Annotated in this window: 25 protein-coding genes; 16 read left to right on the forward strand and 9 right to left on the reverse strand. The window is 71.9% G+C overall.

Annotated features, from left to right (window positions below):
• Nucleotides 1-281 precede the first annotated feature (281 nt).
• The gene (locus AB0M29_RS00755) at nt 282-2,039 is read left to right on the forward strand and encodes a biotin carboxylase N-terminal domain-containing protein (RefSeq protein WP_365376917.1); all 1,758 of its coding nucleotides are present in this window, start codon (nt 282-284) and stop codon (nt 2,037-2,039) included.
• A 93-nt stretch (nt 2,040-2,132) separates the two neighbouring features.
• Here the strand turns inward: AB0M29_RS00755 and AB0M29_RS00760 are convergent, their stop codons facing one another.
• Nucleotides 2,133-3,599, reverse strand: a complete 1,467-nt coding sequence (locus AB0M29_RS00760) for an MFS transporter (protein ID WP_365376919.1) — start codon at nt 3,597-3,599, stop codon at nt 2,133-2,135.
• A 131-nt stretch (nt 3,600-3,730) separates the two neighbouring features.
• On the opposite strand from AB0M29_RS00760, the gene AB0M29_RS00765 reads away from it, so the two are divergent.
• Complete coding sequence (locus AB0M29_RS00765; protein ID WP_365376922.1) at nt 3,731-4,321, forward strand: TetR family transcriptional regulator; 591 nt, start codon at nt 3,731-3,733, stop codon at nt 4,319-4,321.
• A 136-nt stretch (nt 4,322-4,457) separates the two neighbouring features.
• Here AB0M29_RS00765 and AB0M29_RS00770 read toward each other — a convergent pair whose 3' ends face one another.
• Nucleotides 4,458-5,390 carry a DeoR/GlpR family DNA-binding transcription regulator gene (locus tag AB0M29_RS00770; RefSeq protein WP_365376924.1) on the reverse strand — a complete coding sequence of 311 codons (933 nt, stop codon included), beginning with the start codon at nt 5,388-5,390 and terminating at the stop codon, nt 4,458-4,460.
• A 128-nt stretch (nt 5,391-5,518) separates the two neighbouring features.
• Nucleotides 5,519-6,967, reverse strand: coding sequence for an NAD(P)H-quinone dehydrogenase (locus tag AB0M29_RS00775; protein WP_365376927.1), 1,449 nt, complete (start codon nt 6,965-6,967; stop codon nt 5,519-5,521).
• A gap of 95 nt (nt 6,968-7,062) precedes the next feature.
• Here AB0M29_RS00775 and AB0M29_RS00780 point away from each other — a divergent pair, with 95 nt between their 5' ends.
• The 3 genes from AB0M29_RS00780 (at nt 7,063) to AB0M29_RS00790 (ending at nt 10,605) form a co-directional block, all read left to right on the forward strand.
• Nucleotides 7,063-7,500, forward strand: a complete 438-nt coding sequence (locus AB0M29_RS00780; RefSeq protein WP_365376930.1) for a gamma-glutamylcyclotransferase — start codon at nt 7,063-7,065, stop codon at nt 7,498-7,500.
• Nucleotides 7,501-7,971: 471 nt separating this feature from the next.
• Nucleotides 7,972-8,781: a purine-nucleoside phosphorylase gene (locus tag AB0M29_RS00785; RefSeq protein ID WP_365376932.1), complete on the forward strand. Its 810-nt coding sequence runs from the start codon at nt 7,972-7,974 to the stop codon at nt 8,779-8,781.
• 117 nt (nt 8,782-8,898) lie between these two features.
• Nucleotides 8,899-10,605, forward strand: coding sequence for a phospho-sugar mutase (locus AB0M29_RS00790; RefSeq protein WP_365376934.1), 1,707 nt, complete (start codon nt 8,899-8,901; stop codon nt 10,603-10,605).
• A gap of 3 nt (nt 10,606-10,608) precedes the next feature.
• Here the strand turns inward: AB0M29_RS00790 and AB0M29_RS00795 are convergent, their stop codons facing one another.
• Nucleotides 10,609-11,547, reverse strand: a complete 939-nt coding sequence (locus AB0M29_RS00795) for a helix-turn-helix domain-containing protein (RefSeq protein ID WP_365376937.1) — start codon at nt 11,545-11,547, stop codon at nt 10,609-10,611.
• 245 nt (nt 11,548-11,792) lie between these two features.
• Between AB0M29_RS00795 and AB0M29_RS00800 the strand changes: the two genes are divergently transcribed.
• Both AB0M29_RS00800 and AB0M29_RS00805 read left to right on the forward strand, forming a co-directional pair.
• Nucleotides 11,793-12,329, forward strand: coding sequence for a hypothetical protein (locus AB0M29_RS00800; protein WP_365376941.1), 537 nt, complete (start codon nt 11,793-11,795; stop codon nt 12,327-12,329).
• Nucleotides 12,326-12,613: a DUF3817 domain-containing protein gene (locus AB0M29_RS00805; RefSeq protein WP_365377639.1), complete on the forward strand. Its 288-nt coding sequence runs from the start codon at nt 12,326-12,328 to the stop codon at nt 12,611-12,613. Before AB0M29_RS00800 ends, AB0M29_RS00805 begins: the two co-directional genes overlap by 4 nt.
• Nucleotides 12,614-13,080: 467 nt before the next feature.
• Here AB0M29_RS00805 and AB0M29_RS00810 read toward each other — a convergent pair whose 3' ends face one another.
• On the reverse strand, nt 13,081-13,794 hold the full coding sequence (locus tag AB0M29_RS00810) for a PH domain-containing protein (protein ID WP_365376943.1): 714 nt from the start codon (nt 13,792-13,794) through the stop codon (nt 13,081-13,083).
• Between the two features lie 737 nt (nt 13,795-14,531).
• On the opposite strand from AB0M29_RS00810, the gene deoC reads away from it, so the two are divergent.
• From deoC to AB0M29_RS00825, 3 genes are read left to right on the forward strand one after another with little or no spacing between them, the layout of a single operon-like run.
• On the forward strand, nt 14,532-15,554 hold the full coding sequence (gene deoC, locus AB0M29_RS00815) for a deoxyribose-phosphate aldolase (protein ID WP_365377642.1): 1,023 nt from the start codon (nt 14,532-14,534) through the stop codon (nt 15,552-15,554).
• Between the two features lie 5 nt (nt 15,555-15,559).
• The gene (locus tag AB0M29_RS00820; protein ID WP_365376945.1) at nt 15,560-16,999 is read left to right on the forward strand and encodes an aldehyde dehydrogenase family protein; all 1,440 of its coding nucleotides are present in this window, start codon (nt 15,560-15,562) and stop codon (nt 16,997-16,999) included.
• Entirely contained in the window at nt 16,992-17,867 is an 876-nt protein-coding gene (locus AB0M29_RS00825; protein ID WP_365376948.1) for an aldehyde dehydrogenase family protein, read from the forward strand. Before AB0M29_RS00820 ends, AB0M29_RS00825 begins: the two co-directional genes overlap by 8 nt.
• A 12-nt stretch (nt 17,868-17,879) precedes the next feature.
• Here AB0M29_RS00825 and AB0M29_RS00830 read toward each other — a convergent pair whose 3' ends face one another.
• Complete coding sequence (locus AB0M29_RS00830) at nt 17,880-18,248, reverse strand: hypothetical protein (protein ID WP_365376951.1); 369 nt, start codon at nt 18,246-18,248, stop codon at nt 17,880-17,882.
• A gap of 153 nt (nt 18,249-18,401) precedes the next feature.
• Here AB0M29_RS00830 and AB0M29_RS00835 point away from each other — a divergent pair, with 153 nt between their 5' ends.
• The gene (locus tag AB0M29_RS00835; protein ID WP_365376953.1) at nt 18,402-19,022 is read left to right on the forward strand and encodes an ATP-binding protein; all 621 of its coding nucleotides are present in this window, start codon (nt 18,402-18,404) and stop codon (nt 19,020-19,022) included.
• A 149-nt stretch (nt 19,023-19,171) separates the two neighbouring features.
• On the opposite strand, the gene AB0M29_RS00840 is transcribed toward AB0M29_RS00835, so the two are convergent.
• Complete coding sequence (locus tag AB0M29_RS00840; protein WP_365376956.1) at nt 19,172-19,957, reverse strand: SigE family RNA polymerase sigma factor; 786 nt, start codon at nt 19,955-19,957, stop codon at nt 19,172-19,174.
• 238 nt (nt 19,958-20,195) lie between these two features.
• On the opposite strand from AB0M29_RS00840, the gene AB0M29_RS00845 reads away from it, so the two are divergent.
• The 5 genes from AB0M29_RS00845 (at nt 20,196) to AB0M29_RS00865 (ending at nt 23,837) form a co-directional block, all read left to right on the forward strand.
• Nucleotides 20,196-20,873 carry a response regulator transcription factor gene (locus AB0M29_RS00845; RefSeq protein WP_365376959.1) on the forward strand — a complete coding sequence of 226 codons (678 nt, stop codon included), beginning with the start codon at nt 20,196-20,198 and terminating at the stop codon, nt 20,871-20,873.
• Nucleotides 20,870-22,408: a HAMP domain-containing sensor histidine kinase gene (locus AB0M29_RS00850; RefSeq protein WP_365376962.1), complete on the forward strand. Its 1,539-nt coding sequence runs from the start codon at nt 20,870-20,872 to the stop codon at nt 22,406-22,408. Before AB0M29_RS00845 ends, AB0M29_RS00850 begins: the two co-directional genes overlap by 4 nt.
• Entirely contained in the window at nt 22,405-23,010 is a 606-nt protein-coding gene (locus tag AB0M29_RS00855; RefSeq protein WP_365376964.1) for a hypothetical protein, read from the forward strand. Before AB0M29_RS00850 ends, AB0M29_RS00855 begins: the two co-directional genes overlap by 4 nt.
• A gap of 38 nt (nt 23,011-23,048) precedes the next feature.
• Nucleotides 23,049-23,561, forward strand: coding sequence for a VanZ family protein (locus AB0M29_RS00860; protein ID WP_365376966.1), 513 nt, complete (start codon nt 23,049-23,051; stop codon nt 23,559-23,561).
• Between the two features lie 75 nt (nt 23,562-23,636).
• The gene (locus AB0M29_RS00865) at nt 23,637-23,837 is read left to right on the forward strand and encodes a PspC domain-containing protein (RefSeq protein ID WP_365376969.1); all 201 of its coding nucleotides are present in this window, start codon (nt 23,637-23,639) and stop codon (nt 23,835-23,837) included.
• Between the two features lie 80 nt (nt 23,838-23,917).
• Here AB0M29_RS00865 and AB0M29_RS00870 read toward each other — a convergent pair whose 3' ends face one another.
• Nucleotides 23,918-24,235 carry a hypothetical protein gene (locus AB0M29_RS00870; RefSeq protein ID WP_365376971.1) on the reverse strand — a complete coding sequence of 106 codons (318 nt, stop codon included), beginning with the start codon at nt 24,233-24,235 and terminating at the stop codon, nt 23,918-23,920.
• Nucleotides 24,236-24,336: 101 nt separating this feature from the next.
• The gene (locus AB0M29_RS00875) at nt 24,337-25,506 is read right to left on the reverse strand and encodes an adenosine deaminase (RefSeq protein ID WP_365376974.1); all 1,170 of its coding nucleotides are present in this window, start codon (nt 25,504-25,506) and stop codon (nt 24,337-24,339) included.
• Nucleotides 25,507-25,594 lie beyond the last annotated feature (88 nt).

The raw sequence follows: 25,594 nt of genomic DNA on the forward strand, positions 1-25,594 counted from the left end.
CACTCGCGCCGGAATGCCGAGCGGCAAAGATTCCGCCGTCTATTCGTGGGGTTTCTACAAAAGAACGTCAGGTCTGTTCGAAGAGTTGACGCGAGATCTGCCCCACACCGGGGAGTGCGGGACATCCACCCGAGCGGGGCCGTACCGTGGCATGAGCAGGCGTTCACGGGTTCTCCGGGCCCATGGATCACCCTCCGTGTGGGGAAGCTCACGTGCAGGGGTGCCTCGGCATGAAGTGTGGCCAGTACCTAAACTCGGCTTGTTTCAAGGAGGGAGCCATCGTGCGCAAGGTGCTCATCGCCAACCGCGGTGAAATCGCAGTCCGCGTCGCCCGTGCCTGCCGGGATGCCGGGATCGCCAGCGTAGCCGTCTACGCCGACCCGGACCGGGACGCGCTGCATGTCCGCGCGGCCGACGAGGCATACGCGCTGGGCGGCGACACGCCCGCTACCAGCTATCTCGACTTCGCCAAGGTGCTGTCCGCGGCCGCCGAGTCGGGGGCCGACGCCGTGCACCCGGGCTACGGCTTCCTGTCGGAGAACGCGGAGTTCGCCCAGGCGGTGCTCGACGCCGGTCTGACCTGGATCGGACCGCCGCCGCAGGCCATCCGCGACCTCGGCGACAAGGTGGCGGCCCGTCACATCGCGCAGCGCGCCGGCGCGCCGCTGGTCGCCGGCACCCCGGACCCGGTCTCCGGTTCCGACGAGGTCGTCGCGTTCGCCCAGGAACACGGCCTGCCCATCGCCATCAAGGCCGCCTTCGGTGGTGGCGGACGCGGCCTGAAGGTCGCCCGCACCCTCGAAGAGGTGCCCGAGCTGTACGACTCGGCGGTACGCGAGGCGGTGGCCGCGTTCGGCCGCGGCGAGTGCTTCGTCGAGCGTTACCTCGACCGCCCCCGGCACGTCGAGACCCAGTGCCTGGCCGACACCCACGGCAACGTCGTGGTGGTCTCCACCCGTGACTGCTCGCTCCAGCGCCGCCACCAGAAGCTCGTCGAGGAGGCGCCCGCGCCCTACCTGAGCGAGGAGCAGAACGCGCAGCTCTACGCGGCGTCCAAGGCCATCCTCCGCGAGGCGGGCTATGTCGGCGCGGGCACCTGCGAGTTCCTGGTCGGCCAGGACGGCACGATCTCGTTCCTGGAGGTCAACACCCGGCTCCAGGTCGAGCACCCGGTCACCGAGGAGGTCTCGGGGATCGACCTGGTCCGCGAGATGTTCCGGATCGCCGACGGTGAGGCCCTCGGATACGACGACCCGCCGCTGCGGGGTCACTCGTTCGAGTTCCGTATCAACGGCGAGGACCCGGGCCGCAACTTCCTGCCCGCGCCCGGCACCGTCACCAAGTTCGACGCGCCGTCCGGTCCGGGCGTGCGGCTGGACGCCGGCGTCGAGGCCGGCTCGGTCATCGGCCCGGCCTGGGACTCGCTGCTAGCCAAGCTGGTCGTCACCGGCGCCACCCGGCAGCAGGCGCTGCAGCGCGCCGCCCGTGCGCTGGAGGAGTTCAACGTCGAGGGCATGGCCACCGCCATCCCCTTCCACCGCGCGGTCGTGGTCGACCCGGCCTTCGCCCCCGAGTCCGGACCGTTCTCCGTCCACACCCGGTGGATCGAGACCGAGTTCGTCAACACCATCACGCCGTTCGTCGGGGCGCCGGTGGACGAGGACGAGGCGCCCGGCCGGGAGACCGTCGTCGTCGAGGTCGGCGGCAAGCGCCTGGAAGTCTCGCTGCCCGCCTCGCTGGGCATGACCCTGGCGCGTACCGCCGCCGCGGGCGGGGCCAAGCCCAAGCGGCGGGCCGCCAGCAAGGCGAGCACGGCGGCGTCCGGCGACTCGCTGGCCTCGCCGATGCAGGGCACCATCGTGAAGGTCGCCGTCGAGGAGGGCCAGCAGGTCGCCGAGGGCGATCTGATCGTGGTCCTGGAGGCGATGAAGATGGAGCAGCCGCTCAACGCGCACCGCGCGGGCACGGTGCTCGGCCTCAAGGCGGAGGTCGGCTCCTCGGTCTCCTCCGGCGCCGTGATCTGCGAGATCAAGGACTGACCCTCGCACACCGAACGCCGGCGGGGCCGTACTCCTCCAGGGGAGTGCGGCCCCGCCGGCGTCTGCGCGCCCGGCCCGGTGACGGGCGCGGTGTCAGTTCCTGGGCTGCTTCAGCGCGAGCACCAGGACGAGCGCGCAGGAGGTGAAGACCGCGGCCGTACTGAACGCGGCGGTCGCGCCGTGGATGAACGGCGAGGTGTGGGCGTGGCGCGAGACCGTGCCGAACACCGTCACCAGGATGGACAGTCCGAGGCTGCCGCCGATCTGCTGCATGGTCTGCAGCAGCCCGGACGCCGAGCCCGCGTCCTTCGGCCCGACGCCGGACAGGATGAAGGTGTTCAGCGGCATCATGGTGAAGCCGACGCCGACACCGATCAGGATCAGCGGGGCGAGCACACCGGCCGCGTAGCCGTCGGACGCCTTGAGCGTGGCCAGCCAGACCGTACCGGCGACATTGAGCAGACCGCCGGTGGCGGCGACCTGCTTGGCGCCGAAGCGGGCCAGGGCGCGGGGGGCGATCCGGGCGGCCACGAAGAGCGGGCCGGCCAGCGGCAGGAAGGCGAAGCCGGTACGCAGCGGGCTGTAGTGCAGATACGTCTGCAGGTACTGGGTGGAGAAGTAGAACACGCCGAACATCCCGGCGGGCACCAGCAGCATCACGCCGTACGCCAGCGCGCGGTTGCGGTTGAGGAAGAGCCGCAGCACCACCAGGGGACGCTCGACGCGGGTCTCGTTGACCAGGAACGACGCCAGCAGCGCGGCGGCGATGGCGAAGGTGGTCAGTGCCCGCGGGTCGGTCCAGCTGCTCTCGCCGACGCGGATGAAGGAGTAGACGAGCGAGGCCATGCCCAGGGTGCCGGTGAGCGCGCCCGCCACGTCGAAGCGGCCGCCCGGGTGGCGCTCGGTCTCCTTGATGAAGCGCGGGGCGAGCAGCACGATGGCGAGGCCGACGGGGATGTTGACGAAGAACACCCAGCGCCAGGAGCCCCAGTCGGTGAGCATGCCGCCGACGGTGAGGCCGACCGCGGAGCCCGCGCCGGAGATGGCGGAGAAGACGCTCAGCGCGCGGTTGCGTTCGGTGCCCTCGGTGAAGGAGGTCGCGATCAGCGCCAGCGTGCTGGGCGCGGCGAGCGCGGCGGCGGCGCCCTGGAACCCGCGGGCGATCAGCAGGGTGGTCGCGTCATTGGCGAGGCCGCCCGCGACGGAGGCCAGGGTGAAGGCGGTGACGCCCCAGACCAGGGCCCGGCGGCGGCCGATCAGGTCGCCCATCCGGCTGCCGAGCAGCAGCAGGCCGCCGAAGGCGAGCGTGTAGACGTTGAGCACCCAGGACATGCCGGTGGGCGAGAAGCCGAGGTGGGTACCGATCCCCGGCAGGGCGACGTTCACCACGGTGGCGTCGAGCAGCAGCATGAGCTGGGTGCCGACGATGGCCGCGAGGGCGAGGTACGACTGCCAGCGGGCGGGGGACGGCCCGCTGGTGGTGGGCAGAGCGGTGACGGATGAGGCTGTGGTGGAGCGGGTGGCGGTGGTCGACGAGTCGCGCACCGAGGGTATGGACATGCTGAGTAAGCCTCCAGCGGAGAAGCAAGAAACGGAGGGCGCCTCCGATAACTATACGGAGACGACCTCCGGTTCTACAATCGCTTTTGGAGACCGGCTCGGGACCGGTCCCCCAGGAGGCAGGAAGAAGCATGCGGGCAGACGCGCAGCGCAACTACGACCGGTTGCTGGAAGAGGCACGACAGGCGTTCATCGTCCATGGGACCGAAGTGGCCCTGGAGGACATCGCCCGGCACGCCGGAGTCGGCATCGGCACCCTCTACCGGCACTTCCCCGACCGCTACTCGCTGATGAACGCCGTCTTCGAGCAGGAGCTGGACAAGCTCATCGAGCAGGCGCGCGGGCTGCTGACGGCCGAGGACCCCACCGAGGCGCTGCTGAAGTGGCTCAAGGCGGTGGCTGTGCACTCCGCCTACTACCGCGGCCTCTCGGCGGCGATCATGACGGCGCCCGACGCGAAGATGCCCGCCTGCAAGCTCCTGCTGCGCTCGGCGGGCGCCGACCTGCTCATCCGGGCCCAGGAGGCCGGTGAGATCCGGCTGGACGCCTCCATCGGCGACCTGCTCAAGCTGACCAGCGTCCTGGTCACGGCGGCCGAGGGCGACCGGGAGGACCGGGCCCTGTTCGGCCGCCTCATGAACCTGGTCATGGACGGCCTGCGCACCCGCCCGGAGGGGGCGGACCCTGTCGCGGCGGCCACCGGCGCCGCCACCACGCCGTAGCGGCGACGAAGGCCGCAGCCGGCGGCACCAGCAGGCGACCGTCACGGCTGACGACGGCGACGGTTACAGCCGTCGGCGGTCACAGCCGTCGGCGGCGGCCGGCCACGCGCGACCACGGGCGCATATCGCCCAGCGGCTAGCGTCCCGCACGGCGGACGTCCGCCAGGCGCGGGGTCTGTTCCGCACCCGCGGCCAGCGGCTGGGCGCTGCGCAGGGGCTGGTGCCGCCGGGGGCCGGGAAGAGGGGTCTCACGGCGCGGACGTCCGGCGGCGATGGCGTCCGCGCCGCACAGCGGCGCGACGGCGATCTGCACCCCGCGGTCGGCGAGCGCCTGGAGCTCGGTCCCGGCGCGCTCGTCGCCGGGTGGCGGCTCGTCGGTCACCAGGTGGGTGATGAGGTCGGTGGGCACGGTCTGGAACATGGTGTCGGCGCCGAGCTTGGTGTGGTCGGCGAGGACGACGACCTCCGCGGCGGACTGCACCAGCGCCCGGTCCACGCTCGCGGAGAGCATGTTGGACGTGGACAGACCCCGCTCGGCGGTCAGTCCCGCGCCGGACAGGAAGGCCCGCGACACCCGCAGCCCCTGGAGGGACTGCTCGGCTCCGCTGCCCACCAGGCCGTAGTTGGACCCGCGCAGGGTGCCGCCGGTCATCACCACCTCGACCCGGTTGGCGTGCGCGAGGGCCTGGGCGACCAGCAGGGAGTTGGTGACCACGGTCAGCCCCGGCACCCGGGCGAGCCGGCGGGCCAGCTCCTGGGTGGTGGTCCCGGCACCGACGACGATGGCCTCGCCCTCGTCGACGAGATCGGCGGCGACTTCGGCGATCGCCGTCTTCTCCGCGGTCGCTAGATGGGATTTCTGCGGGAAACCGGACTCTCGGGTGAAGCCGCCCGGTAGTACCGCACCGCCGTGCCGGCGGTCGAGCAGTCCTTCGGCCTCCAGTGCCCGCACATCGCGGCGGACGGTCACTTCCGAGGTCTGGACGACGCGGGCGAGTTCACGGAGCGAGACCGCCCCGTTGGCCCGCACCATTTCGAGGATCAATTGGCGACGTTCTGCAGCGAACACAGAACCGACAGTAACGCCAACCGCCGTCGACTTTCAGCACTTTGCACCAGATGATGGAATATCCGCCCGAAACAGACCTTCAAGTGCTATGGGGCGCACTTGAGTTCAGTACCCCGGCCGAGGCGCGGCTACTCCCGCGCGGCCGTCTTGCGGGTGTGGAGCTGGCGGGCCACCTCGGCCACGGAGCCGGACAGCGACGGGTAGACGGTGAAGGCGTTGGCGATCTGCTCCACCGTCAGGTTGTTGTCCACCGCGATCGAGATCGGGTGGATCAGCTCGCTCGCCTTCGGCGCCACGACCACGCCCCCCACCACGATGCCGGTGCCGGGACGGCAGAACAGCTTCACGAAGCCGTCCCTGATGCCCTGCATCTTGGCCCGCGGATTGCGCAGCAGCGGCAGCTTGACGACGTTGGCGGCGATCCGGCCGCCGTCCACGTCGGCCTGGGTGTAGCCGACGGTGGCGATCTCGGGGTCGGTGAAGACGTTCGACGAGACCGTCTTGAGGTTCAGCGGGGCCACCGCGTCGCCCAGGAAGTGGTACATCGCGATCCGGCCCTGCATGGCCGCGACCGAGGCGAGGGCGAAGATGCCGGTGACGTCACCGGCCGCGTACACGCCCGGCGCGCTGGTACGGGACACCTTGTCGGTCCAGATGTGGCCCGATTCGGTGAGTTTGACGCCGGACTCCTCCAGACCCATGCCGGAGGTGTTGGGGATCGCGCCGACCGCCATCAGGCAGTGCGTGCCGGTGATCACCCGGCCGTCGGCCAGCGCCACCTCGACCCGGTCGCCGACCCGTTTGACGGACTGGGCGCGCGAGCGGGCCATCACGTTCATGCCGCGGCGCCGGAAGACGTCCTCCAGGACGGCGGCGGCGTCCGGGTCCTCACCCGGCAGCACGCGGTCGCGGGACGACACCAGGGTCACCGTCGAGCCCAGCGCCTGGTACGCGCCGGCGAACTCCGCGCCGGTCACACCGGAGCCGACCACGATCAGCTCTTCCGGCAGCTCGTCCAGGTCGTAGACCTGCGTCCAGTTCAGGATCCGCTCGCCGTCGGGGAGCGCATCCTCCAGCTCACGCGGGCGGGCGCCGGTCGCCACCAGGACGGCGTCGGCGCTCAGCCGCTCGCTCGTACCGTCGGCGGCCTCCACGACCACGCAGCGGGTGCCGTCCGCGGTCTGGCAGCCCTCCAGCCGCCCGCGGCCGCGCATCACCCGCGCCCCGGCCCGGGTGACCGCGGCAGTGATGTCGTGCGACTGGGCGAGCGCGAGGCGCTTGACCCGGCGGTTGACCTTGCCGAGGTCGACGCCCACGACACGCGCGGACCGCTCCAGCGGCGGTGTGTCGTCGGCCACGATGATGCCCAGTTCCTCGTACGAGGAGTCGAAGGTGGTCATCACCTCGGCGGTGGCGATGAGCGTCTTGGACGGTACGCAGTCGGTCAGCACCGACGCACCGCCCAGGCCGTCGCAGTCGACGACGGTCACCTCCGCGCCGAGCTGCGCTGCCACCAGCGCAGCTTCGTATCCGCCGGGTCCGCCACCAATGATCACGATCCGAGTCACGTACCCCATTGTCCCGCACGCGCCAAGAGATCACTGCCACGGGGCACCCATGTCCCCGCGGCGGGGTCGCCGCGTGGCCAGGCCGCTCCCGTACCCTCGTGGTCATGTCGCTCTACGCCGCCTACGCCGGCAACCTCGACGCGCGGCTCATGACGCGCCGCGCCCCGCACTCGCCGCTGCGCGGCACGGGCTGGCTGGACGGCTGGCGGCTGACGTTCGGCGGCGAGCAGATGGGGTGGGAGGGCGCGCTGGCGACCCTCGTCGAGGACCCGCTCAGCCAGGTCTTCGTCGGGCTCTACGACATCGCGCCGGTCGACGAGGAGTCGATGGACCGCTGGGAGGGTGTGCCCCTCGGCATCTACCGCCGCGTCACCGTCCGCGTCCACACCCTCGACGGCGACGCCGCCGCCTGGCTCTACGTCCTCAACGACTACGAGGGCGGCCTCCCCTCCGCCCGCTACCTCGGCGAGCTCGCCGACGCCGCGGAGTCGGCGGGGGCGCCTCACGATTACGTCATGGGCCTGCGCAAACGTCCCTGCTGACGCCTTCCCCGGACGAAGGACGTGCCCCGTCAGGGGCGCGGGGAACTGCGCGGCCCGCCCCCACCGGGCCGGTGGTCGGGAAACAACGCGTCTGCCCCATTGGGGCCGGTGGTGACGCGCGCCACCGCGGTGGCTGGTCGCGCAGTTCCCCGCGCCCCTTCGGGGCACCTCCGGTGCCTGGTCCACCGCAAGCGCAGCGCGCTTCCCCGCGCCCGTACGGGGCACTCCGGTGTGACCGGCGACGCAGCGCGAACGCACCTTCCCCGCGCCCCTACGGGGCACTACCGGTGCCTGGTCCACCGCAACCGCAGCGCGCTTCCCCGCGCCCCTGCGGGGCGGTCGTCCTCCCGCCCGGGGAGGTTTGGTGGAGGTCCTGCCCGGAGGGCGTCAATTGTTGGATCGTCCGATTTCTCGGGGTGTTGCGGATGGGACGTCTACGCGCGTAGGCCGAGAGGGGTTACCCTCGTGCGCGTGAACGCTTCCGTGAACCCCGATCCCTATGCCGCGGCCGACGCCGCCGCCGCCCGCCTGCGCGAGCTGACCGGCGCCGAGACCCACGACGTGGCCCTTGTGATGGGCTCGGGCTGGGTACCCGCCGCCGACGAGCTCGGCACCGCCGACATCGAGATCCCGATCACCGATCTGCCCGGTTTCCCGGCCCCCGCCGTGGCCGGCCACTCCGGCAAGGTCCGCTCGGTGCGAATCGGCGGCGTGCGCGCCCTGATCTTCCTCGGCCGTACCCACCTCTACGAGGGCCGGGGCGTCGCGAGCGTCGTGCACGGAGTGCGTACCGCGGTCGCGGCGGGCTGCAAGACGGTCGTGCTGACCAACGGCTGCGGCGGCCTGCGCCCGGGTTACCGTCCCGGCCAGCCCGTGCTGATCAGCGACCACATCAACATGACGGCGACCTCGCCGATCGTCGGCGCCAACTTCGTCGACCTCACCGACCTCTACTCGCCGCGGCTGCGCAGCCTATGCAAGGAGGTCGACCCCTCCCTGGAGGAGGGCGTCTACGTGCAGCTCCCCGGCCCGCACTACGAGACGCCCGCCGAGATCGGCATGGTCCGGGCGATCGGCGGCGACCTGGTCGGCATGTCCACCACGCTGGAGGCGATCGCCGCCCGCGAGGCGGGCGCCGAGGTGCTCGGCATCTCGCTGGTCACCAACCTGGCCGCGGGCATGACGGGCGAGCCGCTCAACCACGAGGAGGTCCTGGAGGCGGGCCGCGAGTCCGCCACCCGGATGGGCTCGCTGCTGGGCCGGGTGCTCGGGCGGCTGTAACGGGTAGAGGCCCTCAGTCGGCGGGCAGGCGTTCGTGCCGCCCCGCCGCCGTACAGGGCTGCCCATGCTCGGCGTGACGACGTGACGGTACGTGGCTCGAAGGTGGAGGGTACGGGGATGGCGAAGATGACGGCCGCGGAACTGCTGGCGCACGCGCGCGGGTGGCTGGCGGAGGACCCGGATCCCGGGACGCGTGACGAGCTGGCCGCGCTGCTGGACGCCGCGGACGGCGGCGGCGCCGACGCGCTGGCCGAGCTGGGCGACCGCTTCGACGGCACGCTGCAGTTCGGTACCGCCGGACTGCGCGGCGAGCTGGGCGCCGGGTCGATGCGGATGAACCGGGTCGTGGTGATCCGGGCCGCCGCGGGCCTGGCCGCGTATCTGAAGGCGCAGGGCGCCCGGGACGGCCTGGTGGTCATCGGCTACGACGCCCGACACAAGTCGTACGACTTCGCCCGCGACACCGCCGCGGTGATGACCGGCGCGGGCCTGCGCGCCGCCCTGCTGCCGAGCCCGCTGCCCACGCCCGTGCTCGCCTACGCCATACGGCATCTGGGCGCCGCGGCCGGTGTGATGGTCACCGCCAGCCACAACCCGCCGCAGGACAACGGCTACAAGGTCTACCTCGGCGACGGCTCGCAGATCGTGCCGCCCGCCGACGCGGAGATCGCCGCCGAGATCGCCGCCGTCGGCTCCCTCGCCGACGTGCCCCGGCCCGACAGCGGCTGGCAGGTGCTCGGTGACGAGGTGCTGGAGGCGTATCTGGCCCGCGCGGCCTCGGTGGTGACGCCCGGCGGTCCCCGTGACATCTCGATCGTCTACACGCCGATGCACGGCGTCGGCCTCGGTACGGCGATGGCCGCCTTCGCGCGGGCCGGTTTCCCCGCCCCGACCGCGGTGGCCGAACAGGCCGAGCCGGACCCGGAGTTCCCGACCGTGGCCTTCCCCAACCCGGAGGAGCCCGGGGCGATGGACCTGGCCTTCAAGTGGGCCCAGTCGGCCAACCCCGACATCGTCATCGCCAACGACCCCGACGCCGACCGCTGCGCCGTCGCCGTACCGGACCGCACCGCCCCCACCGGCTGGCGGATGCTGCGCGGCGACGAACTGGGCGCGCTGCTCGCCGTCCACCTGGTGCGCGGCGGCTCCGCCAAGCGCGGCCAGGACGTCTTCGCGGCCAGCATCGTGTCGTCCTCGCTGCTGTCGAAGATCGCCGCCCGCGCCGGGCTGGGCTATGAGGACACGCTGACCGGCTTCAAGTGGATCGCCCGTGTCGAGGGCCTGCGCTACGGCTACGAGGAGGCGCTCGGCTACTGCGTAGACCCCGGCGGCGTACGCGACAAGGACGGCATCACCGCGGCGCTGCTGGTCGCGGAGCTCGCCGCGTCCCTCAAGCGGGAGTCGCGCACCCTCACCGACCTGCTCGACGACCTCGCCCTGGACCACGGTCTGCACGCCACCGACCAGCTCTCGGCCCGGGTCGCCGACCTCTCGCTGATCGCCGACGCGATGGCCCGGCTGCGCGCCCACCCCCCGACGGTCCTCGCCGGTCTCCCCGTCACCTCCGCGGAGGACCTCGCCGAGGGTTCCGGCGACCTCCCGCCCACCGACGGCCTGCGCTACCACCTCACCGGCACCGCGACCTCGGGCGTGACCTCGGCCCGCGTCATCGCCCGCCCCAGCGGCACCGAGCCCAAGCTCAAGTGCTACCTGGAGGTCGTCGTCCCGGCCCCGGCCCCCGCCGACCTCCCCCCGGCCCGCACCACCGCCTCCCGCGTCCTGTCCGCCCTCAAGACGGACCTCGCGGCGGCCGCCGGGATCTGAACCTCAGCTGAAGCTGCGCCGGTACGAGTACGGGCTCACCCCGGTGGTCCGCTTGAACCGGTCGCGGAACGCGGTGGGTGAGCCGAACCCGACCTGGGCGCCGATGCGTTCGACGGAGTGGTGGGTGGTCTCCAGCAGGTGCTGGGCCTGGCGGATACGGGCCCGGTGCAGCCACTGCAGCGGAGTGGTGCCGGTCTGCTCCCTGAAGTGGCGTATCAGGGTCCGGGTGCTGGTGCCCGCCCGGTCCGCGATGTCGGCAAGGGTCAACTCCCTGCCCAGATTGCCCTGCAGCCAGAGCAGCAGCGGCTCCAGCGTCGACCCCTGCGGGGTGGGCGGGTGCGGGTGGACGATGAACTGCGCCTGCCCGCCCTCGCGTTCCAGCGGCATCACCGACAACCGGGCGGCGTCGGCGGCCACCGCGGAGCCGTAGTCACGCCGGATCATGTGCAGGCACAGGTCCAGTCCCGCGGCGGCCCCCGCCGACGTCAGGATCTGGCCGTTGTCGACATAGAGCACATCCGCGTCGACCTCGATCTCCGGATACGCCGCGGCCAGGGTGTCGGCCGCGACCCAGTGGGTCGTCGCCCGCAGCCCGTCGAGCAGCCCGGCCGCCGCCAGCAGGAACGTCCCCACACAGATGGACGCGATCCGCGTACCGTCCCCCGCGGCCGCCCGCAGCGCGTCCCCCACGGCGGGCGGCAGCGGGGCCGCGGGCGTGTTCGTCCCCGGCACGATGATCGTGTCCGCGCCCTTCAGCCCCTCCAGCCCCCACGGAGCCTTCAGGGTGAACGCGCCCGCGTCGATCTCCTCGCGCTCGGCGCACACCCGGATCTGGTACCCGGCCCGCCCGTCCGGCAGCCGGGTGCGGCTGAAGACCTCGATCGGGGTCGTCAGATCGAACGGGATCACCTGGTCCAGCGCGAGCACGGCAATGGTGTGCATGGCCAAAGCGTAACGCCCCACCGGCACCGCGCCATCTGGCCACCGCCATATTCTCCCAGGTCAGAGCCCTCCCAGGCCCGTTGGCACTTTTCCGTTGAAAGGTGGCACTCACGCCACTGGGAGGCACCCCGGAACCCACCTAGCGTCGAGGACGTCCGGCGCACCGCCGGCCACCGTGCGGCGGCCCCTCCGTGAGAACCCCGCACCCCGTACCCCGCACATCGTGAGGAAGCACAGCACTGACGATGACGAAGTTCCTGCTCTCCCTGCACGTCCTGGCAGCCGTACTGACCGTCGGACCGGTCACCGTCGCCGCGAGCATGTTCCCCAGAACCCTGCGCCGCGTCCACGCCGAGCCCGGCGACCCCGACGCGCTGTCGACCTTGCGCACGCTGCACCGCATCTGCCGCGTCTACGCCACCATCGGCCTCGCGGTCCCCGTCTTCGGCTTCGCCACGGCCAGCAGCCTCGGCGTCCTCCGCAGCCCCTGGCTGATCACCGCCATCGTCCTGACCGGCATCGCGGCCGCCAACCTGGCCCTGCTCATCCTCCCGGCCCAGGACGCGGTACTCACCGCCGTGACGCGGGCGCTCGAGCCTGCGGCGGCAGCCGAGGCGAACCCCGACGCGCGGCCCGAGGCCGCACCCGTCGCCGTACCCCTCCCCGTACCCGGCCCCCAAGCGGCCGCCCAACTGGCCATGCTCACCGGCGTCTTCAACCTGCTGTGGGCGACCGTCACCGTACTCATGATCATCCGCCCCGGCTCGACCACAGGAGCCTGACCGTGCACCTTCGCCCGCTGCGCATCGCGGCCCGCGCCGAACTCATCTCCCTGATCATCCTGCTGGGCAACCTCTTCACCGCCCACCTCAAGCCCATCTCCGCCCTGATGGGCCCCACCCACGGCTGCGCCTACCTCTTCACCGTCATCGCCACCTGGCGCCTCCCGGAGGCCACCCCCACCGCCAAGGCCCTCGCCTTCCTCCCCGGCATCGGCGGCCTCCTCGCCCTCCGCCACCTCGGGCCCGACGGCACCACCGAAGTCACCGGCACCCAAGTCCCGTAGTCCGCAGCGGGCCGGTACGCGGGCCCTCCGGCGGAGGGGTGGGGAATCGGATATTTACGGCGCTTCTGCCACCCCCTACTCGGCACCCTCTCCCCAGCCACAAATATCCGGCAGCATTCCCCACCCCTCCGCCTACGACCCCGCTCCCCTCAGCTCCATAGCCGAACAGGCAGCTCGACCGCCTGCCGCGGGCAGTAAGGCACCATCGCCGACCGGCGAACGCAATAGGCACGCCCTTCACACCGCAGCGGGGGAAGACCTCACCACCCCGTTGCCGCCCGTGGCAAACGTGAGCCCCCCTCACCGACCGGAGGGGGGCGGGGGCGCAGGGGGAGGGGTGGGGAATGCTGCCGGATATTTGTGGCGGGGAAGACGGCACCGCAAACGAGCCGCCAGAAGCGCCGTAAATATCCGATTCCCCACCCCTGCCCCGGAGCCCCCGCCCCCCGACCCCCGCCGCTCCCGGTTCAGCCGCCGATGCCCAGGAGGACGGCGAGCACGATCGCACCGGCCAGCGCGGGAGCGATCACTTCGTAGGCCCAGCGAATCTCCGGCTGAGGACGGGAAGCGGCGTCGTCCGGCGCGGCGTGCAGCTCGACGAATTCGCGCAGCTCCAGGAGGGCCTGGTCGGAGGGGGCGCGGATGGTGCCGTCGTCGCCGGGGACACCGCGGCGGGCGCCGGGCCGCATGCCGGGGCGGCTGCCCGGACGGCCGCCGGGGATGGCGAACGGGTCGTCGCCCGCGGCCTGGGCGCGGGACGTCTGCCGGGACGCGCGCTTGCGGGCGCGCAACGACACCGGGATGGCCCAGAGCTGGTACTTCTTGCCGCCCGCCAGCATCTCCATGGAGTACGAGGCGCGGATCGCGTCGACCCCGGCCCACGGCACGGTGATCGTACGGAACGGGTTCCGCACCCGAATCCGCGTGTCGCTCGCGAAGATCGCCGGGCGCACGGTGAAGGCCGCCACCAGCGGCAGCGCGAACAGCAGCCCGGCCAGCGCCAGCCACGGCGCGTGGCCGCTGCCCCGCACCACCGCGTCCCCGCCCAGCCACGCCACCAGCACGATCAGCGCGATACCGCTGATCACGCCGGCCATCGACCGGTAGACGCGGTCGGCGTACTTCGGCCCCTCGTCCCCGGCGGTGGCCGAAGACGTCGGGCGATCCTTGGAGCTCGTCATAACCCCCGATTCTGCCTGACGCCCGCAGCGCACCCCGCCCCCACGAGATTGCGTTCCCGCATCAGTCCCCCGACCCCGCGCCCCGGCCGGCACCGCCGAAAGGTGCGATGCGGCTCCCCGCCGCCGCGGCGGGCAAGCCGTTTCGGGCCACACCCCGGAGGCACCCGGGCCCGCCGCCCCAAGCGCCGCGCGGCACACGACAACTCAATCCGCCGCAGCGGCGGCGAACCCCATCGCGCCTACCCGGCGGTGCCCGCCGGACCGCAAACCCTGCGGCCCGGCCGCCACCGCCGAACCAGCCCGTCGCGGTTGCCCGCCGCAGCGGCGGAAAATGCTTCGGGCCACACCGGAGGCACCCGGGCCGCCAGCCCGAGGCGCCGCCACACGGCGACTCATTCCGCCGCCGCGGCGGACAGCCCAGCCAGCCCAGGGACCTCCGCGCCCAGCCGCCGGCCCGCGGCCCGGCCGCCACCGCCGTACCCGTCCGTCGCGGTTGCCCGCCGCCGCGGCGGCGGAAAATCCTGCGGGCCGCACAGGGCGCCCCCGCACAGGCGTCGCCGCCGCACGTGAGATCGGGCACGCCACCGCGGCGGCGGGACGGCTTCGCCCCCGGCGCCCGGGGACCGGTCCGGATGGGGCGAGCACCGTTGTCGGGTATCGCCTCCCCGGCGAGGGGGGATCATAGGGGGGTGGTAGTGACATGCTGCTACGCGCGTAGATATGCTGATGTGGTGACCATGCCCTCTGTACCCGCTTTCGCCCCCGACGCCGTGGGCCGCCTGGCGGCCCTGGCGGATGTGACGGCGTCCGACGCCGCCCTCCGCCGCTTCCTGCACGGACTGCCGGGTGTCGACGCGGTCGGGCTAGAAGCCCGCGCCGCGACCCTCGGCACCCGTTCGATCAAGACGACGGCGAAGGCGTACGCCATCGACCTCGCCATATCCATGATCGACCTGACCACGCTCGAAGGCTCCGACACGCCAGGCAAGGTCCGGGCGCTGTGTGCCAAGGGCGTACGCCCGGACCCGACGGACCGTACGACGCCGCAGGTCGCGGCGATCTGCGTGTATCCGGACATGGTGGCCGTGGCCAAGGAGGCGCTGGGCGCCTCCGGGATCCATGTCGCCTCCGTGGCCACCGCCTTCCCGGCGGGCCGGGTGGCGCTGCCGGTGAAGCTGGCGGACACCAGGGACGCGGTGGCCGCGGGCGCCGACGAGATCGACATGGTGATCGACCGCGGCGCGTTCCTGTCCGGCCGGTATCTGGAGGTCTTCGAGGAGATCAAGGCCGTCAAGGAGGCCTGCGTCAGGACTGGGGGTACCTCCCAGGCCGAAGGCTCTGGGGGAGGGACGGCCGCCCACCTCAAGGTGATCTTCGAGAACGGCGAGCTGTCGACGTACGACAACATCCGCCGCTGCTCCTGGCTGGCGATGCTCGCGGGAGCGGACTTCATCAAGACCTCGACCGGCAAGGTCGCGGTCAACGCCACCCCGCCGAACACGCTGCTGATGCTGGAGGCGGTGCGCGACTTCCGCGAGACCGTCGGTGTGCAGGTCGGCGTCAAGCCGGCCGGCGGCATCCGTACGTCGAAGGACGCCATCAAGTACCTGGTGATGGTCAACGAGACGGTCGGCGACGACTGGCTGACCCCCGACTGGTTCCGCTTCGGCGCCTCCAGCCTGCTCAACGATCTGCTGATGCAACGTCAGAAGCTCAGCACCGGCCGGTACTCCGGTCCCGATTACGTCACGGTGGACTGATAGTCATGGCTGACCAGAAATTCGCATACGCCCCCGCGCCCGAGTCCCGCGCGATCGTCGACCTGGCCCCCTCGTACGGCCTGTTCATCGACGGCGAGTTCACCGAGGCAGCGGACGGCACCGTCTTCAAGACCGTCTCGCCGTCCAGCGAGGAGGTGCTCGCCGAGGTGGCGCGCGCCGGTGAGCAGGACGTGGACCGCGCGGTGAAGGCCGCTCGCAAGGCGTTCGAGAAGTGGTCCGCGCTGCCGGGCGCCGAGCGCGGCAAGTACCTCTTCCGGATCGCCCGCATCCTCCAGGAGCGCTCGCGCGAGCTGGCCGTGCTGGAGTCGCTGGACAACGGCAAGCCGATCCGCGAGACCCGCGACGTCGACCTGCCGCTGGTCGCCGCGCACTTCTTCTACTACGCCGGCTGGGCCGACAAGCTCGCCTACGCCGGTTACGGGCCGGACCCGCGCCCGCTGGGCGTGGCCGGCCAGGTCATCCCGTGGAACTTCCCGCTGCTGATGCTGGCCTGGAAGATCGCCCCGGCGCTGGCCGCGGGCAACACCGTGGTGCTCAAGCCCGCCGAGACCACCCCGCTGTCGGCGCTGTTCTTCGCCGACGTCTGCCGCCAGGCCGGGCTGCCGCGCGGCGTGGTCAACATCCTGACCGGCTACGGGGACGCGGGCGCGGCCCTGGTGGCGCACGAGGGTGTGGACAAGGTCGCCTTCACCGGCTCGACCGAGGTCGGGAAGGCCATCGCCCGTACGGTGGCCGGCACGCACAAGAAGGTGACGCTGGAGCTGGGCGGCAAGGCGGCGAACATCGTCTTCGACGACGCGCCGATCGACCAGGCCGTCGAGGGCATCGTCAACGGCATCTTCTTCAACCAGGGCCATGTCTGCTGCGCGGGCTCCCGGCTGCTGGTGCAGGAGTCGGTGCAGGACGAGGTGCTGGACGCGCTCAAGCGCCGGATGAGCACCCTGCGGGTCGGCGACCCGCTGGACAAGAACACCGACATCGGCGCGATCAACTCCGCCGAGCAGCTGGCCCGGATCACCGCGCTGGCCACGGCGGGCGAGGACGAGGGCGCGGAGCGCTGGGCCCCGGCCTGCGAGCTGCCGGAGTCGGGTTACTGGTTCGCGCCGACGCTGTTCACCGGCGTCACCCAGGCGCACCGGATCGCCCGCGAGGAGATCTTCGGCCCGGTGCTGTCGGTGCTCACCTTCCGTACCCCGGCCGAGGCGGTCGAGAAGGCCAACAACACGCCGTACGGGCTGTCCGCGGGCGTGTGGACGGAGAAGGGCTCGCGCATCCTGTCGATCGCGAGCAAGCTCCGGGCCGGTGTGGTGTGGGCCAACACGTTCAACAAGTTCGACCCGACCTCGCCGTTCGGCGGTTACAAGGAGTCCGGCTACGGCCGGGAAGGCGGGCGTCACGGCCTGGAGGGGTATCTCGATGTCTGAGGCGCGTGACACGCGGCTGAGCGTGTTCAAGACCTACAAGCTGTACGTCGGCGGGAAGTTCCCCCGCAGTGAGAGCGGCCGGGTGTACGAGGTGACGGACTCCAAGGGTGCCGCCTGGCTGGCGAACGCGCCGCTGGCGTCCCGCAAGGACGCGCGGGACGCGGTGGTCGCGGCCCGCAAGGCGGTCGCGGGCTGGTCGGGCGCGACCGCGTACAACCGCGGGCAGGTGCTCTACCGGGTGGCCGAGATGCTGGAGGGCCGCCGCGAGCAGTTCGTCCGCGTGGTGGCCGAGGCGGAGGGGCTGTCGAAGTCCAAGTCCGCGGCCGTGGTGGACGCGGCGGTGGACCGCTGGGTCTGGTACGCGGGCTGGACCGACAAGATCGCGCAGTTGGTAGGGGGCGCCAACCAGGTGGCGGGTCCTTACTTCAACCTGTCGACGCCGGAGCAGACGGGCGTGGTGGCCGTACTGGCGCCGCAGGAGTCGTCGTTCCTCGGCCTGGTCTCGGTGGTCGCCCCGGTGATCGCCACCGGCAACGCGGCAGTGGTGGTCGCCTCGGAGCGGGCGCCGCTGCCCGCGCTGTCGCTGGGTGAGGTGCTCGCCACCTCGGACGTGCCCGGTGGCGTCGTCAACATCCTGTCCGGCCGCACCGCGGAGATCGCCGCGCCGCTCGCCGCGCACCAGGACGTCAACGGCATCGACCTGACCGGCGCGTCGGCGGAGCTCGCCCGCGAGCTGGAGACGGCCGCGGCCGACAACCTCAAGCGGGTACGCCGGCCGGCGGCCGAGGACTGGACCGCCGACCCCGGCACCGGGCGCCTCACCCACTGGCTGGAGACCAAGACGGTGTGGCACCCGATCGGGGTCTGACACCCCGGCGTCTCAGCCCGGCAGCAGGCCGGCTGCCGGGCCCACCACCGGCAGTTCCGACAGCGAGCCGCCACGGGTCAGCGGACCCGTGGCGGCCGCGGTCGACACCGGCTTGAAGTCGGCGACCTGCGGCGCCACCGCGTTGTCCAGCGGGTCGACGCCGGTGTTGGACAGCGGGTCCAGGGTGAGGTTCTTCACCGGGCCGAGACCGGCGCCCGTGGCGTCGGTGACGGCCTGCGTGGGCAGCGCGTCGGCGACGCCCTGCGCGGGCAGGGCGCCGGTCGTGCCGGAAAGGCCGTCCGCGGCGGCGACACCCGCCGGGGCGAGCGCGGCGGCGGCCGCGGTGAGGGTGAGGACGAGCGCGGTACGGAGCGAGGGCATGGACACCTGGTCCCTCTCGGAGCGGGTCGGGGGCGAGTGCGGCTCCGGATCCGTTACCGAAGCCCGCTCTCGGAGTGTAATGGTGCGGGCGCACACGGTAGTTACCGTACAGCGGGTCGTCCCCGGCCCGGGGATCCGGGACAATGGTGTCCCGTGAGTTCTCAGACCGCCCGCGTGATTCTGCTGACCGGCCCCTCGGGGTCGGGGAAGTCCTCGCTCGCCGCGCGCACCGGACTGCCGGTGCTGCCGCTCGACGACTTCTACAAGGAGGGCGACGACCCGTCGCTGCCCCTGCTGCCCGGCACCACCGCCACCGACTGGGACGCGCCGGACTCCTGGAACGCGGACGCCGCGGTCGCGGCCATCGCGCGGCTGTGTGCGGAGGGCGCCGTCGACACGCCGGTGTACTCGCTCGCCGCCAGCGCGGTGACCGGCCACACCCGGCTCGACCTGGGCGGCGCCCCGGTCTTCCTCGCCGAGGGCATCTTCGCCGCCGAGATCGCCGGACGCTGCCGAGACCTCGGGCTGCTCGCGGACGCCCTCTGCCTGCGCGGCCGCCCGTCGACGACCGCGCGCCGCCGTTTCGTACGGGACCTGCGCGAGGGCCGGAAATCGGTGCGCTTCCTGGTCAGGCGCGGCTGGCACCTGATGCGTGCAGAACGCGGCATCGTGGCCCGCCAGACGACCCTCGGCTGCCACCCCTGCGGCCACACCGAGGCGATGGCCCGGATCGACACGGTGACCCACCCGGCCCCGGTGACCGCCGACGCCTGACCGCGTCTGTCACAGAACGACGGAAAAGACGACGGGACCGGACGGCATTCCCCTGGCCGTCCGGTCCCGCTCCCCCGTCCCCCCGTTTCCCCCACTCCCCCGTGCGTCCCCCCGACCGGCTCCCCCGCCGGTGTCCGTGCGGCGTGCGGTCAGGCGACCAGCTCGCCGAAGGCGTCCTCTTCGTCCTTGCCGAAGTTCAGCGCCTGGTCGTCGCGCATACGGCGCAGCGAGCGCCAGATGCTGCTCTTGACGGTGCCGACGCTGATGCCGAGGATGTCGGCGATCTCCGGGTCGGTGCGGCCCTCGTAGTAGCGCAGCACCAGCATGGTCCGCTGCTGTTCGGGCAGCCGGGCCAGCGCCTGCCACAGCACCGCGCGCAGCTCGGTGCCGCCCATCTCGTCCGTGTCGCCGACCGTCTCGGGCAGCTCCTCGGTCGGGTACTCGTTGAGCTTGCGCCGCCGCCAGGCGCTGATGTGCAGGTTGGTCATGGTGCGCCGCAGGTAGCCGCCGACGGCCGCCTTGTCGCTGATCCGGTCCCAGGCCCGGTAGGTGGAGAACAGCGCGCTCTGCAGCAGGTCCTCGGCCGCGAACCGGTCGCCGGTCAGGTGGTAGGCCGTCGCGTAGAGCGAGGCGCGGCGCTCCTGGACGTACGCGGTGAAGGCCGCCTCGGCCTCCGCCGCCTTCGCCCGGGCCGCCGCCCGCTCGTCGAGCGACTGCTCGTCCCGGCCGGCCGGCTCGGCGCCGTCGACCGCCGCGATGAACGGCGAGCGCTGGCGTACCACCGTCGGGTGCGCGGCCACCGGGTGAGTGGTGCGCGCCGCGCCGCGTGCGTACCCCCGTGCACCCGCGGCACCCGCCTTCTCGGTGGTGCGAGTGACAGCGTGTGCATGCGGTGCATGAACTGCGGTGCTGGTGGTCATGTGCAGTGTGTTCATGTCCGCCCCCGTCGATGGAACCTTCAGCGTGGTCTTCGGCGTCGCATCCGGTGAGGAGTGCGCTCTTCCGATGTCCATCAGACTGCCGGGCCAGTTTCATGGCGCTGTCCGCCGAGTGTCACAGCCGCGCAACAGAGCTCGCCGGGCCGGTCGGAAACCAAGGTCACGAAGGCGTGGTGACTTCCCGTGACCTCCCCGCGCTTCATTCCGGAGCTTGCGGTACGCAACAATGTCCGGCGTGCCTTTCCTGTTGCTAATCGAGGATGACGACGCCATCCGTACGGGTCTCGAACTCGGCCTGTCCCGCCAGGGCCACCGTGTGGTGGCCGCGGCGACGGGCGAGGACGGCCTCAGGCTGCTCAAGGAGCAGCGCCCTGACCTGATCGTGCTGGACGTGATGCTGCCGGGGATCGACGGCTTCGAGGTGTGCCGCAGGATCCGGCGCACCGACCAGCTCCCGATCATCCTGCTGACCGCGCGCAGTGACGACATCGACGTCGTGGTGGGCCTGGAGTCGGGGGCCGACGACTATGTGATCAAGCCGGTGCAGCCGCGGGTGCTCGACGCCAGGATCCGCGCGGTGCTGCGGCGCGGCGAGCGGGACAGCACGGACTCCGCCGCGTTCGGCCCGATCGTCATCGACCGCAGTGCGATGACGGTGACCAAGGACGGCGAGGACCTGCAGCTCACCCCGACCGAGCTGCGGCTGCTGCTGGAGCTGAGCCGCAGGCCGGGGCAGGCGCTGTCCCGGCAGCAGCTGCTGCGGCTGGTGTGGGAGCACGACTACCTCGGTGACTCGCGGCTCGTCGACGCGTGCGTGCAGCGGCTGCGCGCCAAGATCGAGGAAGTGCCGTCGTCGCCGACCTTGATCCGTACGGTCAGGGGCGTCGGATACCGCCTGGACACGCCGCAGTGACACGTGCTTTCGGCGGCCTGGGATCGGGGCTGCTGCGCTGGACCAGCCTGCGGTTGCGCCTGGTCGCGGTCTTCGCCGCCGTCGCGCTCACCGCCGCCGTCTCGGTGTCGGGGATCGCGTACTGGCTCAACCGCGACGCGGTGCTGACCCGGGCGCAGAACAGCGCGCTCAACGACTTCCGTGACGCACTGCAGCGTGACGCGGCGTCACTGCCGCTGATACCCACCTGCGAGTCGCTGAACAACGCGGCGACGCGGATCGGCGGGCCCGACACGTACCAGGTGGTGCTGATCGACACCACGCCCGACAACGCGCCGTGCGCGGCGCCGTCGAACCGTGACGCGTTCACCCTGGACGACGTGCCGCAGTCGCTGCAGCGCGCGGTCAACACCCGGCACGCGAAGGACGACAACAAGTACCACCTGCACTGGGAGCGGATCTCGCTGCAGGGGCACCCGTATCTGGTGGCGGGCGCGCGGATCAACGGCGACGGCCCGACCGGCTACATGCTCAAGTCGCTGGACGCCGAGCGCAAGGACCTCAACTCCCTTGCCTGGTCGCTGGGGATCGCGACGCTGCTCGCGCTGGTCGGCTCCGCGCTGCTGGCGCAGGCGGCGGGATCGACGGTGCTGCGTCCGGTACGGCGGCTCGGCGAGGCTGCGCAGCGGCTCGGCGAGGGGCATCTGGACACCCGGCTGAAGGTGTCGGGGACGGACGAACTCGCCGAGATGTCGCGGACGTTCAACAACGCGGCGGAGGCGCTGGAGACCCGCGTCGAGGAGCTGAGCGCGCGGGAGGCGGCCAGCCGGCGGTTCGTCGCCGACATGTCGCACGAACTGCGCACCCCGCTGACCGCGATCACCGCGGTCACGGACGTACTCGAGGACGAGGCCGAGGCGTTGGACCCGATGATCGCCCCGGCGGTACGGCTGGTGGTCAGCGAGACACGGCGGCTGAACGAACTGGTGGAGACGCTGATGGAGGTCACCCGGTTCGACGCGGGAACCGCGAAACTGCGGGTCGACGAGGTGGATGTCGCGGACATGGTGATGGCCTGCATGGACGCGCGGGCCTGGCTGGACTCGGTGGAACTCGACGCGCCCCGCGGCATCCTGGCCACTCTCGACCCGCGACGGCTGGATGTGATCATGGCGAATCTGATCGGGAACGCGCTCAAGCACGGCGGCTCGCCGGTCAAGGTCGCGCTGCGCGCCGAGGGCGGCGCGGACGGCGAGATCGTCATCGAGGTCTCCGACCACGGCCCCGGCATCCCCGAGGACGTGCTCCCGCACGTCTTCGACCGGTTCTACAAGGCGGACGCCTCCCGGGCCCGCTCCGAGGGCAGCGGTCTCGGCCTGTCCATCGCGATGGAGAACGCGCACATCCACGGCGGCGACATCACCGCGGCCAACGCCCCCGGCGGCGGCGCCGTCTTCACCCTGCGGCTGCCGGTCAGGCCGCGCTCCGAGGACGCGGACGACAGCGGCAACGGCACCGACGGCGGCGCCTTCCCCGGTTCGGGTGAGGTGCGATGAGACGCGGGCGGAGCGGTACGGCCACGGCGGCCGTCGTCCTGCTGGGCGCGCTGCCGCTGCTGGGCGGCTGCGGAATCCGTACGACGACGGTGCCGGTGGACGCCGGGCCCGCGCCGTCGCGGGTGTCCTGCGCGGTGCCGGGCGCGACGGCCTCACCGGCCACGGACACGGTGGTGCGCCAGGTGTATCTGGTGTGCGGCATGCAGACCGCGCCGCTGTCCCGTGCGGTGCCCGTACGACAGGGCAAGATCGACCGGATCGACCAGGTCAGGGAGTTGCTCGCCCAGGTGCAGCGCAGTCCGCTGACGGCCGAGGCGAAGGCGGGCTTCTCCACGGCGGTGCCGGGCAGCCTGGTGGTCTTCGGGCCGTTCAAGGGCGATCCCGCGCCGGCGCTGCGACTGAGCCAGCCGGTGGACGAACTGCCGTCCTTCGCGCTGGCCCAGATCGTCTGCACCCTCGCGGCCGATCCGGTGGTCTCCCCCACGCACACCGTGCTGCTCGGCGGCATCGGCTCCAACGGCAAGATCAGGAGCTACACCTGTACCTCCGACCTGCGCACCCGCCCGGATGCGGCGGACGGCGCCGGAACCGTCGTCGGCTGAGCGGCGTCTTCGACGTCGTGCGGCACGAAGGCTTCGTCTTGAGGGTGCGCGCGGCGGGGCTGCTGCTCACCGCGGCGTACCTCGCGTTCATCGGGTGGATGCTGCTGCGGCCGCACTACGTGGCGTGGGTACCGTCACCGAACCTGCGGCCGTTCGGCACGATCCGGGAGGACCTGGCGATGGGCGGCCTGGAGGCGGCCCGCCGGATCCTCGCCGGTCTGGCGCTGCTGGCACCGCTCGGGGTGCTGCTGCCCATGACGGGGGGCCGGATCCACACCTCGGGGTTGACCTCCTTCGCGAGGACGGTCTTCGCGGGGCTGATGGTCTCCCTGTCGGTGGAGTTCACCCAGACCCTGGTACCGGGCCAGCTCTTCGACGTGGACGCGCTGCTGCTCAACACCACGGGTGTGGCGCTGCTGCATCTGCTGGTGGTGCCCTCGGTCCGCGGGGCGCTGCGCCGCCGCGAGGCCGCCGGGCCGGTCCCCGAGGGGGCCGAGCGGGGGTCTCAGGGTCCGACCCCGAGAGCGACCAGGGTCGGGATCGCCCCGTAGAGCGATGATCCGAGGGGGTTCGTCCCCCTAGCGTGAGTGGTGTCGAGATGACCGACCTCACGAAGGAGTTCCGAGATGAGCGCCCTGGTACGCCCCCGCGAAGGCCGCATGATCGGCGGTGTGTGCGCCGCGCTCGCCCAGCGGTTCGGCACCTCCGCCACCACGATGCGGATCATCTTCGTCGTCTCCTGCCTGCTGCCCGGCCCGCAGTTCCTGGTCTATCTGGCGCTGTGGGCGATATTCCCCGGTGAGAAGCGGGGCGCGGCGGCCTGGTGACCGACGGGAAACGGGCCGCGCCCCCGGCCGAGAGCAACTCGGAGGGGGCGCGGCCCGTCGTGTGCGGTGCGGTGTCCGGTTCAGCCGCCGATCGGCAGGCCGCCGAGCAGGCCGCCGGGGCCGATCTGGTTGCCGGTGGGCAGCAGCTTGGCGGGGTTGCCGGGGATCGCGGAGGTGCTGTCGCCGAGCGCCTGCTGAGTGCTGGACGTGCTGTCAGCGGCCCCGGGCACCAGCTTGGTGGCCGAGCCGACGGGCAGACCGTCGAGGACGTTGGGGGACCCGGCCTGGCCGGTCCCCGGCAGGGCCGGGAGCGTGGTGGCGGAGGCGGTGCCTGCCGCGGCCGCGGCAAAGACGAGGCCGAGCGCGGTGGTCGCGAGGGTCTTCTTGGTTCGGGTCATGACTCCGGAACGTAGTCATTCGCCGACCGGCCGTGCAAACGGCGTGGCGCGGCCGTAACCTGGCTGACACCGGGTCACCGCCGCGCCCCGCAGGCCGTTTCTCAGCCCTCGTCGGCCGCGGAATCGCTGGCCAGCGTCGGTGCGGACGCCGACTGCTGGAAGAGCCACTCGGCCTTCAGCTCGGCGTATCCCGGCTTGATCACCTCGTTGATCATGGCGAGACGTTCGTCGAAAGGGATGAACGCTGATTTCATCGCATTGACGGTAAACCACTGCATGTCGTCGAGCGTGTAGTCGAACGCCTCGACCAGGTGCTCGAACTCCCGGCTCATGCTGGTGCCGGACATCAGGCGGTTGTCGGTGTTCACGGTGACCCGGAAGTGCAGTCGCCGCAGCAGGCCGATCGGATGCGTGGCGTACGACTCGGCCGCGCCCGTCTGCAGGTTCGACGTCGGGCACATCTCCAGCGGCACCCGCTTGTCGCGGACGTACGAGGCCAGGCGGCCGAGCTTGACGGGGCCGCCCTCCTTGCCGGGGTGCACGTCGTCGATGATCCGCACGCCGTGGCCGAGCCGGTCGGCACCGCACCACTGCAGCGCCTGCCAGATCGACGGCAGGCCGAACGCCTCACCGGCGTGGATGGTGAAGTGGTTGTTCTCCCGCTTGAGGTACTCGAACGCGTCGAGGTGGCGGGTGGGAGGGTAACCGGCCTCGGCGCCCGCGATGTCGAAGCCGACGACGCCCAGGTCGCGGTAGCGGTTGGCGAGTTCGGCGATCTCCTGCGAGCGGGCGGCGTGCCGCATCGCGGTCAGCAGCGCGCCGACCCTGATCCGGTTGCCGTCCTCGCGGGCGCGCCGCTCGCCTTCCCTGAAGCCGTCGTTGACCGCCTCGACGACCTGCTCCAGGGTGAGGCCGGACTCCAGGTGCTGTTCGGGCGCGTAGCGGATCTCGGCGTAGACGACGCCGTCCGCGGCCAGGTCCTCGGCGCACTCCGCGGCGACCCGCACCAGGGCGTCGCGGGTCTGCATCACCGCGCAGGTGTGCGCGAAGGTCTCCAGGTACCGCTCCAGGGAACCGGAGTCGGCCGCTTCGCGGAACCAGACGCCGAGCTTGTCCGGATCGGTTTCGGGCAGCGCGTCGTAGCCGATCGCGCGGGCCAGTTCCACGATCGTGCCGGGGCGCAGCCCGCCGTCGAGGTGGTCGTGGAGCAGGGCCTTGGGCGCGCGGCGGATCTGTTCCGGGGTCGGGATGCTCGGTTTCGGGTTCTGCATGCCCGAAGAATAGTCCCTACGCGCGTAGACCGCGCGCAAGCGGTAACTATTTTCCGCCCGGCCATACTTTGCACACCCCCTTGTCTGC

This window comes from Streptomyces sp. NPDC051976, from assembly GCF_040680795.1.
Classification (GTDB): Bacteria; Actinomycetota; Actinomycetes; order Streptomycetales; family Streptomycetaceae; genus Actinacidiphila.

Bases quoted from the DNA above. Each gene is read 5' to 3' on its own strand.
- AB0M29_RS00760 (WP_365376919.1), bottom strand. From the start codon at position 3,599: ATGTCCATACCCTCGGTGCGCGACTCGTCGACCACCGCCACCCGCTCC.
- AB0M29_RS00765 (WP_365376922.1), top strand. From the start codon at position 3,731: ATGCGGGCAGACGCGCAGCGCAACTACGACCGGTTGCTGGAAGAGGCA.
- AB0M29_RS00775 (WP_365376927.1), bottom strand. From the start codon at position 6,967: ATGGGGTACGTGACTCGGATCGTGATCATTGGTGGCGGACCCGGCGGA.
- AB0M29_RS00780 (WP_365376930.1), top strand. From the start codon at position 7,063: ATGTCGCTCTACGCCGCCTACGCCGGCAACCTCGACGCGCGGCTCATG.
- AB0M29_RS00790 (WP_365376934.1), top strand. From the start codon at position 8,899: ATGGCGAAGATGACGGCCGCGGAACTGCTGGCGCACGCGCGCGGGTGG.
- AB0M29_RS00795 (WP_365376937.1), bottom strand. From the start codon at position 11,547: ATGCACACCATTGCCGTGCTCGCGCTGGACCAGGTGATCCCGTTCGAT.
- AB0M29_RS00800 (WP_365376941.1), top strand. From the start codon at position 11,793: ATGACGAAGTTCCTGCTCTCCCTGCACGTCCTGGCAGCCGTACTGACC.
- AB0M29_RS00810 (WP_365376943.1), bottom strand. From the start codon at position 13,794: ATGACGAGCTCCAAGGATCGCCCGACGTCTTCGGCCACCGCCGGGGAC.
- deoC (WP_365377642.1), top strand. From the start codon at position 14,532: ATGCCCTCTGTACCCGCTTTCGCCCCCGACGCCGTGGGCCGCCTGGCG.
- AB0M29_RS00820 (WP_365376945.1), top strand. From the start codon at position 15,560: ATGGCTGACCAGAAATTCGCATACGCCCCCGCGCCCGAGTCCCGCGCG.
- AB0M29_RS00825 (WP_365376948.1), top strand. From the start codon at position 16,992: ATGTCTGAGGCGCGTGACACGCGGCTGAGCGTGTTCAAGACCTACAAG.
- AB0M29_RS00830 (WP_365376951.1), bottom strand. From the start codon at position 18,248: ATGCCCTCGCTCCGTACCGCGCTCGTCCTCACCCTCACCGCGGCCGCC.
- AB0M29_RS00840 (WP_365376956.1), bottom strand. From the start codon at position 19,957: ATGAACACACTGCACATGACCACCAGCACCGCAGTTCATGCACCGCAT.
- AB0M29_RS00855 (WP_365376964.1), top strand. From the start codon at position 22,405: ATGAGACGCGGGCGGAGCGGTACGGCCACGGCGGCCGTCGTCCTGCTG.
- AB0M29_RS00865 (WP_365376969.1), top strand. From the start codon at position 23,637: ATGAGCGCCCTGGTACGCCCCCGCGAAGGCCGCATGATCGGCGGTGTG.
- AB0M29_RS00870 (WP_365376971.1), bottom strand. From the start codon at position 24,235: ATGACCCGAACCAAGAAGACCCTCGCGACCACCGCGCTCGGCCTCGTC.
- AB0M29_RS00875 (WP_365376974.1), bottom strand. From the start codon at position 25,506: ATGCAGAACCCGAAACCGAGCATCCCGACCCCGGAACAGATCCGCCGC.